The 12,306-nt window shown below is 68.8% G+C and carries 11 protein-coding genes and 1 riboswitch; of the genes, 4 read left to right on the top strand and 7 right to left on the bottom strand.

The genetic code is table 11. The annotated features are described in order from the left end of the window. The first annotated feature begins 61 nt into the window (after positions 1-61). Positions 62-820: a methyltransferase domain-containing protein gene (locus tag AC5Y7E_RS21990; RefSeq protein ID WP_499950755.1), complete on the top strand. Its 759-nt coding sequence runs from the start codon at positions 62-64 to the stop codon at positions 818-820. A 1-nt stretch (position 821) separates the two neighbouring features. On the opposite strand, the gene AC5Y7E_RS21985 is transcribed toward AC5Y7E_RS21990, so the two are convergent. Both AC5Y7E_RS21985 and lspA read right to left on the bottom strand, forming a co-directional pair. Then, positions 822-1,748, bottom strand: a complete 927-nt coding sequence (locus AC5Y7E_RS21985; protein ID WP_499950754.1) for an RluA family pseudouridine synthase — start codon at positions 1,746-1,748, stop codon at positions 822-824. Further along, positions 1,741-2,367, bottom strand: a complete 627-nt coding sequence (gene lspA, locus AC5Y7E_RS21980) for a signal peptidase II (protein ID WP_499950753.1) — start codon at positions 2,365-2,367, stop codon at positions 1,741-1,743. The genes AC5Y7E_RS21985 and lspA overlap by 8 nt, the downstream gene beginning before the upstream one ends. Positions 2,368-2,421: 54 nt before the next feature. Here lspA and AC5Y7E_RS21975 point away from each other — a divergent pair, with 54 nt between their 5' ends. After that, a complete protein-coding gene (locus tag AC5Y7E_RS21975; RefSeq protein WP_499950752.1) occupies positions 2,422-3,378 on the top strand; it encodes an asparaginase in 957 nt (318 codons plus the stop codon). Here AC5Y7E_RS21975 and AC5Y7E_RS21970 read toward each other — a convergent pair. After that, on the bottom strand, positions 3,343-4,746 hold the full coding sequence (locus AC5Y7E_RS21970; RefSeq protein ID WP_499950805.1) for a DNA polymerase IV: 1,404 nt from the start codon (positions 4,744-4,746) through the stop codon (positions 3,343-3,345). The two genes, AC5Y7E_RS21975 and AC5Y7E_RS21970, sit on opposite strands and share 36 nt — an antisense overlap. Before the next feature lie 52 nt (positions 4,747-4,798). Here AC5Y7E_RS21970 and AC5Y7E_RS21965 point away from each other — a divergent pair, with 52 nt between their 5' ends. Further along, positions 4,799-5,362, top strand: a complete 564-nt coding sequence (locus tag AC5Y7E_RS21965; RefSeq protein WP_499950751.1) for a class I SAM-dependent methyltransferase — start codon at positions 4,799-4,801, stop codon at positions 5,360-5,362. Next, positions 5,362-5,877, top strand: coding sequence for a hypothetical protein (locus tag AC5Y7E_RS21960; RefSeq protein ID WP_499950750.1), 516 nt, complete (start codon positions 5,362-5,364; stop codon positions 5,875-5,877). Before AC5Y7E_RS21965 ends, AC5Y7E_RS21960 begins: the two co-directional genes overlap by 1 nt. 69 nt (positions 5,878-5,946) lie before the next feature. Here AC5Y7E_RS21960 and AC5Y7E_RS21955 read toward each other — a convergent pair whose 3' ends face one another. The 4 genes from AC5Y7E_RS21955 to AC5Y7E_RS21940 form a co-directional block, all read right to left on the bottom strand. Beyond that, positions 5,947-6,807, bottom strand: a complete 861-nt coding sequence (locus AC5Y7E_RS21955) for a PDDEXK-like endonuclease domain-containing protein (RefSeq protein WP_499950749.1) — start codon at positions 6,805-6,807, stop codon at positions 5,947-5,949. Positions 6,808-6,900: 93 nt separating this feature from the next. Then, the gene (gene ileS, locus AC5Y7E_RS21950) at positions 6,901-10,032 is read right to left on the bottom strand and encodes an isoleucine--tRNA ligase (protein WP_499950748.1); all 3,132 of its coding nucleotides are present in this window, start codon (positions 10,030-10,032) and stop codon (positions 6,901-6,903) included. A 282-nt stretch (positions 10,033-10,314) separates the two neighbouring features. Beyond that, on the bottom strand, positions 10,315-10,560 hold the full coding sequence (locus tag AC5Y7E_RS21945) for an Rv1535 family protein (RefSeq protein WP_499921726.1): 246 nt from the start codon (positions 10,558-10,560) through the stop codon (positions 10,315-10,317). A gap of 286 nt (positions 10,561-10,846) precedes the next feature. Next, positions 10,847-11,031: riboswitch (M-box (ykoK) riboswitch) on the bottom strand. Between the two features lie 136 nt (positions 11,032-11,167). Then, a complete protein-coding gene (locus tag AC5Y7E_RS21940) occupies positions 11,168-12,292 on the bottom strand; it encodes an NAD(P)H-dependent flavin oxidoreductase (RefSeq protein WP_499950747.1) in 1,125 nt (374 codons plus the stop codon). Between the last annotated feature and the right edge of the window lie 14 nt (positions 12,293-12,306).

The following is a 12,306-nucleotide window of genomic DNA, read 5'->3' as shown; positions in this document are numbered from 1 at the left end:
CCGGCAGCGGCGCGTCCCGGGCAGCGGCGCGTGCCCGGCAGCGGCGCCTAGCATGCGTGACATGCGGCGCACATTTGACGACCTGATCGCCGAGGCGGACGCCGCCCCGGTCGAGGGCTGGGATTTTTCGTGGCTGGACGGCCGGGCCATCGAGGAACGCCCGTCGTGGGGTTACCAGCGCCTGCTCAGGGACCGGTTGGCGACGGTGTCGGCCGCGCTGGACATTCACACCGGCGGCGGGGAGGTGTTGTCCGGCGCGGCGCCGTTCCCGCCCACCATGGCGGCCGTCGAGACCTGGCCGCCTAACGCCGCGCTGGCCACCCAGCGCCTGCATCCGCTCGGCGTGGTGGTCGTCGCGACTCGGGACGAGCCGCCGCTGCCGTTCGGCGATGCCGCCTTCGACCTGGTGACCACGCGTCATCCGATCTCCGTCTGGTGGACCGAGATCCTGCGGGTGCTGCGGCCCGGCGGCACCTACTTCGCCCAGCAGATCGGCCCGGCCACCATGGGCGAGCTGGTCGAGCACTTCATCGGTCCGCAACCACAGAAATGGGCCGAGTTCCACCCGGACGCCGTGCGCGCCCAGGCCGAGGCGGCCGGCCTGCAGATCGTGGATCTACGGATGGAACGGATGCGCGCCGAGTTCTTCGACATCGGCGCCGTCGTGTATTTCCTGCGCAAGGTGATCTGGACGGTCCCCGCCTTCACCGTGCAGCGCTACCGCGAGCGGCTGTTCGAACTGCACCAGCGCATCGAATCCGAAGGGCCGTTCGTCACCCATTCGGTACGCCTCCTCGTCGAGGCGCGAAAGCCCGAGTGAGTCAGCCCTCGTCGCGCAGCACGTCGAGCGCGTGCTGCAGATCCGGCGGGTAGGGGCTGACGATCTCAATCCGCCTGCCGTCGGCGGGGTGGGCGAAGCCGAGCGAACGCGCGTGCAGCCATTGCCGTTCCAGCCCAAGCCTTTTCGCGAGCTTCGGGTCGGCACCGTAGACGAGGTCACCGCAGCACGGGTGGTGCAGCGCGGAGAAATGCACCCGGATCTGGTGGGTGCGGCCGGTTTCCAGGTGCACGTCGAGCAGACTCGCGGCGACGAACGCCTCCACGGTGTCGTAGTGGGTGAGGCTGTGCCGGCCGTCCTTGGTGACGGCGAACTTCCACTCGCCGCCGCGATGACGCCCGATCGGCGCGTCGATGGTGCCGCTGGACGGGTCCGGATGTCCTTGCACCAGCGCGTGATAGCGCTTGTCGACGGTGCGCTGTTTGAACGCCCGCTTGAGCACGGCGTAAGCCCGTTCGGACAGCGCCACCACCATCACCCCCGACGTGCCGACGTCGAGGCGATGCACGATCCCCTGCCGCTCGGGCACCCCCGACGTGGTGATCCGGTAACCGGCGGCGGCCAGCCCACCGAGCACCGTGGGCCCGGTCCAGCCCACCGACGCGTGCGCGGCCACCGCCGCAGGCTTGTCGACAGCGACGATGTCGTCATCGGAGTACAGGATCGTCATGCCCTCGATGTCGACGGGCGTGTTCTGCAGCGGCGCGGGCGCCTCGGGCAGGCGCACCTGTAGCCATGCGCCGCCGGTCAACCGGTCCGACTTGCCGGCCTGCACGCCATCGAGTTCGACACCGCCGTCTTCGGCAAGAGCGGCCGCCGCGCTGCGCGACAATCCCAGCAGCCGTGCCAGCCCGGCATCCACGCGCATACCCGCCAGTCCCTCGGGGACAGGCATGGAGCGGTCACTCACCCGTGCGGTCTCCGCCGTCGCCTTTGCGCCGACCGACGGAGTCGAAGTCGAACCCGAAGATCGACAGCACCACCAGCAGGATGGCGCCGCCGACCACCGACGGATCGGCGACGTTGAACACCGGCCACCAGCCGACCGACAGGAAATCCACGACATGCCCGCGAAGCGGTCCCGGGGCGCGAAAGAAGCGATCGACCAAGTTGCCCATCGCGCCGCCGAGGATCATGCCCAGGCCCACCGCCCACCAGGGCGACACCAACCGCCGCCCCATCCAGAAGATGCCGACAACCACACCGGTCGCGATCAGGGTCAGCACCCAGGTGTAGCCGGTCGCCATCGAGAAGGCCGCGCCCGAATTGCGCACCAGGGTCCAGGTCACCGTGTCGCCGATGATCGGCACCGGCTGGCCGGGCGGCAGCAGTTTGACGGCGAGGACCTTGGTGACGACGTCGAGGATCAGGACTATCGCCGCGATCGACAGCAGCAGCCGCAGCCGCCGTGGCGCAGGTTCGGGTGCCGCGTCGGTCCCCGGCAGCGCGTCCCGCTCGACCGGGGCGGCCGCACCGGCCTCTTCGGCCGAGGTCACCGGCTCGGTCGACTTCGTTGGTTCTTCAGGCACTTCCCCATCATCCCCTACTGTCCCACGCAGGCTAGCCATGTTCGCGCAGCGGCGATGCGCAATGATGCCAGCATGGCCCGGCTCACCGTGATCGCCACCGGAGGCACGATATCGACCGGCACCGGCGCCGACGGGGTGCACCGACCCTCGTACAGCGGGGCGGATCTGACGGCGCCCTTCCGCGAACAACACGACGTGGACGTCGTGGACCTGCTGGCGGTCGACAGCTCGGAGCTGACGCTGGCCGATTGGGACCGGATCCGTGACGCGGTGACGGCCGCGGTCGACGGCGGCGCCGACGGTGTGGTGGTGCTCCATGGCACCGACACCATGGAGGAAAGCGCGCTCTGGCTCGATCTCACCTATGCGGGCCAGGCGCCGGTCGTGCTGACCGGGGCGATGCGCAGCGCCGACGCCGCCGATGCGGACGGCCCCCGAAACGTGCGCGACGCGCTGGCGGTGGCGGCCAGCCCGGCCGCCCGCGGCTTAGGCGTGGTGCTGTGTTTCGCCGGCCGGGTGCTGCAGCCGCTGGGCATGAGCAAGGTGGCCACCGAGGACCTGAGCGGGTTCATCGGTCAGCCGGTCGGCGCCGTGACCGGCCAGGTGACACTCACCGGCCCGAAGACCCGTCCGTACGTCGGCGATCTGCGGGCGGCCGCCGCGCCGCGCGTCGACATCGTTGCGGCATACCTGGGCAGCGACGGGGTGGCCCTCGACGCGTGCGTGGCCGCCGGGGCGCGGGGCGTGGTGCTCGAGGCGCTGGGTTCGGGAAACGCCGGGCCGGCGGTGGTCGAGGCGGTGCGCCGGCACTGCGGCGACGGGGTCATCGTCGCGGTGTCCACCCGCGTCCCGGGGGGGCGGGTCGGCGCCAGCTATGGCCCCGGGCACGAGATGGCGGCCGCCGGGGCCGTGCTGGTGCCGCGGCTGCGACCGCCTCAGGCGCGCGTCCTGCTGATCGCCGCGCTGGCCGCGGAGCTACCGGTCGCCGACGTCGTCGCGCGGTGGGGCTGACAGCGCCTCGGCCTGCAGCCCGCCGGTGTAATCGGGCCAATCCAGTGAGTCCACCGGGTTGGCGCGCACCAGGTCGCCGCCGTCGGCGGGGAACGTCCGGGCCGGACCGGGACCGGAGCTGCGGGTTTCGAATCGCGCGGTGACGACGCCGTGGCCCGCCCCCTGTACCCAGCCGTGCCCGAGCTCCCGGTGGGCCACGTCGTCGCCGATCCGCCACCCCGCGGCCTCCGCTGGGCCCGGGGCGAACATCGCCTCCGTCGCGGTCTCGGCCGACGGTGAATCCGCTTGCGGCTCCGGCAGTTCCAGGTCCGGAAACAGCGACTCCTGGCGCACGTCGCTCAGCCCCGAAAAGCCCACGCCGAGAAGGCGAATGGGGCCGATCTCGCGCGGATCGAGCAGCAGCCGGCGCGCCATGCCGACCAGCGCGGCAACCTCGGTGGTGGCGTAGGGCAGCGTCGCGGACCGGGTCAGCGTACTCATGTCGGATTTCTTCAGCTTAACGGTCACGGTGCGCGCGCCGCGGCCATCGCGCAGCAGGCGGTGATGGGCGTGCTCGGCGATCGGCTCGATGGCCTCTCGCAACTGCTCCAGGCTGGTCAGGTCGACGGCAAAGGTCGATTCCGAGCTGATCTGCTTGGCCTCGGCGCGCTCGGCGACCGGGCGGTCGTCGACGCCGCGCGCCAGCCGGTGCAGCGCGGGCCCGATCGTGGCGCCCAGGATGTTGGCCGCCTCGGCCTCGGTCAGCGCGGCCAGCTCGCCGATGGTCTCGATCCCGAGACGATGCAGCCTCTCCTCGGCGACCGGCCCGATACCCCACAGCCGGCGCACCGGCAGCCCGCCGAGCAGCAGCCGTTCCTCCTCGCGGCTCACCACCCGGACCCCATCGGGCTTGGCCAGTCCGGACGCGATCTTGGCGATCTGCTTGCCCGAGCCGGCGCCCACGGAGGCGATCAGGCCGGTGTGATCGCGGACCACCCGCCGCAGGTCCTCGCAGAACGCCTCCACGTCCTCGGCGGACGCGCCCGCGAGTTGGGCGGGTTCGCCGAAACCCTCGTCGAAGGACAGCTGCTCGACGACGGGCACCACCGCGCGAATGGTGTCGAAGACGCGCCGGCTGGCCAGTCCGTACACCACGCCGCGCGGCGGCAGCACCACTGCATTCACACCGACCAGCCGGCGGGCCTGATGCATGGGCATCGCAGAACGCGCCCCGAACACTCGGGCCTCGTAGCTGGCGCCGGCCACTACGCCGCGCCCGCCCACCCCGCCGACGAGCACCGGGCGGCCGCGCAGCGTCGGGCGGGTGAGCTGCTCGACGGAGGCGAAAAACGCATCCATGTCCAGGTGCAGCACCCACCGCGACTCCACTCCCTCGATGCTAGGGCCCACCCGCCGGGCCAGTTCGACTAACGTTTTCGCCATGGCCATGAACCTCGCGCACCGCCGGATCTGCAGCTCGAACCGCTGGGCCAAGGCGGTCGAGGAGGATCTGCTGCCGTGGGCGCTCGCCGATGTGGATTTGGGCGACAACACCCTCGAGATCGGGCCGGGTTACGGCGCGATCCTGCGGGTGCTGCTCGACAAGACGCCGCGGCTCACCGCGGTGGAGATCGACCCGCCGATGGCCGAGCGCCTGCAACGGCTCTACGGCGACCGGGCGCGCATCATCAACGGCGATGCCACCGCGACGGGATTGCCGTCCGACGAGTTCAGCTCGGTGGTGTCGTTCACCATGCTGCATCACGTCCCGACGCCCGAGCTGCAGGACCGGTTGTTCGCCGAGGCGTTCCGGGTTCTGCGGCCCGGCGGCGTGTTCGCCGGCAGCGACAGCGTGACCTCGCTGTGGTTCCGGATCCTGCATTTTCGTGACACCTGCAACACCGTGTCACCGGATACCCTGCCGGATCGGTTGCGCGCGGCGGGGTTTGGTCGCGTCGAGGTCGGAGTTCGCGGCGGCCGGCTGCGCTGGCGCGCAGTCAAATAATGGACACCGGGCCCGGCGACACGGCCGTTCCGTCCAATGGTTCGCCGCCCTCGACGCGGTGGGCGCGGCTGCGTCATCAGTGGGATCAGCGGCTGCAACCCGGGGAGCAAACGACGGTGCTGGCCTGGGCGTCGTTCACCCTCACGTTCGCCGGCCTGCGCGGCCTCACCCACTGGATTCGCGCCGGCCATGGCCCCTCGGGTGGCGGCATGTCCTTCGGCGGCAACCACTTCCACCACTACAACATCGGCATCGGCATGCTGGCGACGGTGGCCGGCATCGGCCTGCGCGGCACGGAAGCGCAACGGCGACATCCCGCGGCCGCGGTGGCGTACGGCGCCGCGAACGCCATGATCGTCGACGAGCTGGCCCTGCTGTTAGACCTCAAGGACGTCTACTGGGCATCGGATGGCCGCAAGAGCGTGGACGTCGCGGTCGGCGTCATCGCCACCGGCGCGACCGTGGTAGCCGGCATGCCGTTCTGGCCGCATGCCCAGCGGGCGCTGCGGCCCTAGAATTTTCCGCGAAACTGTAAGTGGCGGCCGGTCATCTCGGAAAACGTGTTGCCAGTTGCAATCTCGCTGTCACACTGGACAGCCGGCGGCCGCCAAAGCACGTCGAACTCGGTCCACGACGACCTCCGGCCGATGTCGCAGTAGGTCGGCGCTGACCCGGACCAAGCGCCATCCCCGTCGCTCCAGTTCGGCGGTGCGATCGATATCGTCGGCGCGAATGCGCGGATCCAGCCAATGCTGCGCGCCGTCGTATTCCACCCCGACAAGCCACTCCTCCCAACCCATGTCGATCCTGGCCAACACCGCGCCCCAGACGTTGCGCACCTCGATTTGGGTCTGCGGCCTGGGCAGACCGCCGCGCATCAGGACGAGCCTTGTCCGCGTCTCCTGCGGCGATTCGGCACCCGCGTCGATCAAGGGCAGCACGCGCCGCAACTGCTTCATGCCGCGGGCGCCACGGCGGGAGTGCACCAGCGGATACACGTCTTTGGCGGTAAGTCCGGTGGCCCGTGCAAGAGCATCGATCCGGATCACCGCGACCGTCAATCCTGGCCGCCGCCCAAGGTCAAACGCCGTACGGGCTGGCGAGGTGACCGGCACGCCGTTGACCGCTGTAATCTCCCCGTCGCTCAAGGTTTCGTTGCGGGTGATGATCAACGACGGCGGACGGGTGCGATCACATACCAATTCAGCAGGCGTGTGGGGGTCGATCCACTCAGTGCCGAGCAGCGCTGCTGCAGAGCAGCCTGCCACCACGGCTTCCTTTCCCGACCATAGCCACGCGGCGATCGCGCGATCCCGGGCAGTCAGCTCCCTGCCCGGCCGCTGATACACGTTCCGGTAGATGCGGGTGCAGGAGCGCCGAAGCTCACGTTCCGTGTACGCTCCCGCGCGAACGGCTTCAGTACCGACGAAAAGTTCTGCGCTCACGACAGCAGGGTGCCAGACGCCCCTGACATCTCACGAAACTGCAACTGCCGACAGCTCCACTTGGGAAATGCGTCGTGGAATACAGTTTCGCGGTCAGGATTTCGAAATGCTCACCCGCACGCCGTCGCCGATCTCGGCACCGTCGGCCGGATCGCCGAATTCGAAACTGGTGGCCAGGATTTCACCCGCGATGAGGTCGCGGTGGGCGCGCGCCCAGTCGGCGCGCTCGTCCGGCACCGCCATCACCACCGAAATCCGGTCGGAGACATCCAAACCCGACGACTTGCGCAGCTCCTGCAGCTCGCGGATCCGGTCCTTGGCCCAGCCCTCGGCCTCGAGTTCGGGGGTTACCGTACCGTCCAGCACCACCAGGCCCGCCCCGTCGGGCAGGGCCGCGGTGAATTCCGGGTCCGCGGCGACCAGTCGGGAGCTGTATTCCTCGGGTTGCAGCACCGCGGGTCCGGCGGTCAGGGTGCCGTCCGCATTGACGACGCCCTCCCCCGCCTTGACCGCCTTGATGGCCGCCTGCACGTCCTTGCCCAGCCGCGGCCCGGCTACCCGCGCGTTCACGGTGAGTTCGAAGCGGCCGTAGGTGTCGATCGCATCGGTCAGCTCCACGCTCTTGACGTTGAGTTCGTCGGCGATGAGGTCCACGAACGGCTCCAGTCGCTGCGGATTGTCCACCGCCACGGTCAGTTTCGGCAGTGGTAGCCGCACCCGCAGCTTCTTGGCCTTGCGCAACGAGGACGCGGCCGAGCAGACCTCGCGGACCTGATCCATCGCGGAGACCAGGTCTGGGTCGGCGGGCACGTCACCGGCTTGCGGCCAATCGGTCAGGTGCACCGACCGCTCGCCGGTGAGGCCGCGCCAGACGATCTCGGTCACCGAGGGAAGCAACGGCGCGGCCAGCCGCGCGGTCACCTCCAGCACGGTGTGCAAAGTGTCGATGGCATCGACATCCTCCGCCCAGAACCGCGAACGCGACCGTCGCACATACCAGTTCGTCAACGCCTCGGTGAACTGACGCAGTTGCTCGCAGGCCCGCGAGATATCGCAGGTGTCCATCTCGTGGGTCAGGTCGTCGCGCAGCTCGGCGAGCTTGGCCAGGATGTAGCGGTCGAGCACCTGCGTTGAATTCGTCCGCCAGGTACCGACTTTGGGCGCGTATAGGGCCAGGAAGCTGTAGGCGTTCCAGAACGGCAACAACACCTGGCGCACGCCGTCGCGGATGCCCTGCTCGGTGACGATGAGGTTGCCGCCGCGCAGAATCGGCGAGGCCATCAGGAACCAGCGCATGGCGTCGGAGCCGTCGCGGTCGAATACCTCGCTGACATCGGGATAGTTCCGCAGCGACTTGCTCATCTTCTGGCCGTCGGAGCCCAGCACGATGCCATGTGCCACACAGGTTTTGAAGGCGGGGCGGTCGAACAGCGCGGTCGCCAGGACGTGCAGCGTGTAGAACCAGCCCCGGGTCTGGCCGATGTACTCGACGATGAAGTCACCCGGGTAATGACCGTCGAACCACTCGTCGTTCTCGAACGGGTAGTGCACCTGCGCATACGGCATCGATCCCGAGTCGAACCACACGTCGAGCACGTCGGGGATGCGGCGCATGGTGCTTGCCCCGGTCGGGTCGTCGGGGTTGGGCCGGGTCAGCTCGTCGATGAAGGGCCGGTGCAGGTTGGTGGGCCGCACCCCGAAGTCGCGTTCGAGTTCGTCGAGGCCGCCGTACACGTCGATGCGCGGATAGGCCGGGTCGTCGGACTTCCACACCGGAATCGGGGTGCCCCAGTAGCGGTTTCGCGAGATCGACCAGTCGCGGGCGCCCTGCAGCCACTTGCCGAACTGGCCGTCCTTGACGTGTTCGGGGTACCACGTGATCTGTTGGTTGAGTTCGACCATCCGGTCCCGGAATTGGGTGACCGCGACGAACCAGGACGACACCGCCCGATAGATCAGCGGGTTGCGGCAGCGCCAGCAGTGCGGGTAGGGGTGCTCGTAGGTTTCGTGGCGTAGCAGCACCGCGCCGTTGGCCGCGGCCGGACCGCTGCCGTTCTTCAGGTCGCGGATGATGTGCGGGTTGGCGTCAAACACGTGCTGTCCCTGGTAATCCGGGACGGTGCCGTCGAATCGCCCCTTGGAGTCGACCGGCGTGACCGGGGTGATGCCGACCTTGTCGGTGGTCGCCATGTCGTCCTCGCCGTAGGCGGGCGCCATGTGCACGATGCCGGTGCCGTCCTCGGTCGTCACGAAGTCGCCGGCCAGCACCTGAAATGCGTTGGCCGCGTCCATGAAATACGGGAAGGGCGGCAGGTAGCGGGTGCCGAGCAGGTCGGCGCCGAGATAAGTGGCCAGGATCTCGGGTGCATCTCCTTTTTCGAAGCCCAGCTCCTTCGCGTAGGCGGCCAGCCGCGCTTCGGCCAGCATGAAACGCCGCTCCCCAGAGCGCACCTCGACATAGGTCACGTCGGGGTTGACGGCGACCGCGAGGTTGGAGGGCAGGGTCCACGGCGTCGTCGTCCACACCAGCAGGTGGGCCCCGTTCAGCGGTCCGCCGACCACCTTGAATCCGACCGTGAGGGCCGGGTCCTGGCGGCTCTGGTAGACGTCGTCGTCCATCCGCAATTCGTGGTTTGACAGCGGGGTTTCGTCGCGCCAGCAGTACGGCAACACCCGGTAGCCCTCGTAGGCCAGCCCCTTGTCCCACAGCTGTTTGAACGCCCAGATCACCGACTCCATGTAGGGCAGATCGAGCGTCTTGTAGTCGTTGTCGAAGTCGACCCAGCGCGCCTGGCGGGTGACGTAGGCCTGCCACTCGTCGGTGTAGCGCAGCACCGAGGCGCGGCAGGCGTCGTTGAACGCGGCGATGCCCATGTCGTCGATCTGCGATTTGTCGGTGATGCCCAGTTGGCGCTCGACTTCGAGTTCGGCCGGCAGGCCGTGGGTGTCCCAGCCGAAGCGGCGCTCCACCTTGTACCCGCGCATCGTGCGGTAGCGCGGGACGATGTCCTTGACGTAGCCGGTGAGCAGGTGCCCGTAATGCGGCAGGCCGTTCGCGAACGGCGGCCCGTCGTAGAACACGTATTCCGGTGCGCCATCGCGCCGCGCGATGCTGGCCCGGAAGGTGTCGTCGCGGGCCCAGTAGTCCAGCACCTCGAGCTCAAGCGCGGGAAAGTCGGGCGCTCCTGGCTTCGGGTAGGTGTTGACGTCGGCCTTGTCGGTCACGATGCGCGTTGTCTCCTGTGCCACGGTGCAAACCGGGGACGACGACGCGCTGGCTGCGCGAGCGCCGCGGTACCACCCCGCTTGCCGCGCTTTCGCGTGGCCACTCGATGACGGCTGTGACGGGCCTACCCGTTCGGTTCTACTGAGCCGCCGACGGCTGTTCTTCCGAAGGCTCCCCGGTGATGGCCGGATCGACGCCAGTTGATTTTACCGCGAGACTGCAACTGCCCACGCGAACGCCGAGTGAGGTCGTCGGCAGTTGCAGGCTCGCGGCAAGGAAAGTCAGGCCCGGACCTCGAGGACGCCAACCCGCCACAGCGCGGCATACACGTGACGCAGCGGCACGCTCAGCAGCCGAGCGGCGCCGTCCACCAGCAGGTCGCCACTAGCGGCAAACTGCGGGTTGTCCGCCCGGCGGCGCACCTCGGGAGCCGGAGCGGCCGCCGGGAAGGTGTCGGTGTCGCGCACCACGGTCAGCGTGCGGACGGGCGCTACGGTCGTTACTTCGTCGTAGAAAGCTGCGGTCATTTTCGCCTCCTAGAGGGGAGATCCAACGCGGACTGTTTGGACTGACGTGTCCCGCCCCGTGTCGGTTCCGATCTCGAGAACGCTTGGCCGATAACCACTTAGCGTTGCGACGACTCAGCCGAGAAGGTCGCGCCGGAGACCGGATGGGGACGAAACACAGTTCGGACTTCGATCCGGACTGTCGCTAGAACGCATCTGTCCCTCACCTCCTCGCGGTCACGACGCACACGCGGTTCGCATGCAATCTATGCGCAGCAAAGGAGCAGAACCCGACGACCGTCGGAGAACCGCACCCCTCTCGTCAGAGCTTCGGCACCACACGACGTGTCCTGGCCTGGAAAACAATCCGAGCCGGAAGCCACCTGGGCTCAACCCTTAAGCCGGGAGGAGCTGTCCTGACCCGGGGCGTCTTTCGACGTTCGGGGTCAGTGGCCTGTATTCGTGTAGACGCCTCACCTAACGAGGTGCTTACCGGACCGATCATGCACGACGGGTATGTCGCGGTCAAATCCCTGGATGGCGTGTCGGGGATTCTGTACGGATTCCTGCGGCGAGCGCACAGCATCCGGTCAGGTTTGCGACCCTGACCTGGACAAACGACCCGGGATCACTTCTCGACCAGGCCGTCGAGCCGGCCGATGGTGTCGATGAACTCGTCGACCATGTCGAGCACCACAGAGCGCGTCGGGCGGATCCGGTCGAGCGACCCCACGACCTGGCCGACGAAGTAGGTGGCCAGCTCACGCGCCTTGGCACCCTGGTGCGCGGCGGCCTGGTTGATGCGCATCTGGGGCTCGGTGATCAGCGCGGTCTGCAGGGGCATGCCCAGCGGATCCGGGTTTTCCGGCCGCTCCCACTCGTCGGTCCAGGCCGTGCGCAGCATCCGTGCCGGCTTGCCCGTCATCGAGCGCGATCGCACCGTGTCCGAAGAACTGGCGGCCAGGAATTTCTCCTTGACCACGGGCACCGTCTCGGCTTCTTCGGTGGTCAGCCACACCGAGCCGCACCACACGCCCTCGGCGCCCAGGGCGAGCGCCGCCGCGATCTGGCGACCGCGGGCGATTCCACCGGCGGCGAGGACGGGCACCGGCGCCACGGCATCGACGACCTCGGGCACCAGGACCATCGTCGCCACCTCGCCGGTATGACCGCCCGCCTCGGTGCCTTGGGCGACGATCAGGTCGACACCCGCCGCGGCGTGCCGTTGCGCGTGCCGGGTGGTGCCGGCCAGCGCGGCCACCAGCACGTCGTGGTCATGTGCCCGGCGGACGACGTCCGCCGGGGGCGGCCCGAGTGCGCTGGCGATCAGCCGGATGTTGCTGGAGAACGCCACGTCGAGCAGCGGCTCGTACATCTTGGGCGAGATGCTCAGGCCGCCCCTTGAGCCGGGCGATTCCTCGGCGGTCGCCGTGACGCCGTAGCGGGCCAGGAGGTCCTCGACGAAGGCGCGATGCTCGTCGGGCAGCAGAGTGCGGGCCTGTGAGGTGTCGATGCCGCCTTGCTCGGCGCCAACGTATTTGGGCGGAAGCAGCAGGTCGACTCCGTAGGGCTTGCCCCCGGTCTGCTCCTCGATCCAGGCCAGCTCGCTCTCCAGGCGCCGGGGACTGTGCGCGGTGGCGCCGAGGACCCCGAAGCCGCCGGCATTGGTTACCGCCGCCACCACGTCACGGCAGTGGCTGAAGGCGCAGATCGGGAATTCGACTCCGAGCAACTCGGCGACTCTGGTTCTCATTGCCCGACGCTAAG

The sequence above is a fragment of the Mycobacterium sp. NGS17 genome, assembly GCF_059813205.1.
This window is presented reverse-complemented; position numbering and strand designations above follow the sequence as displayed.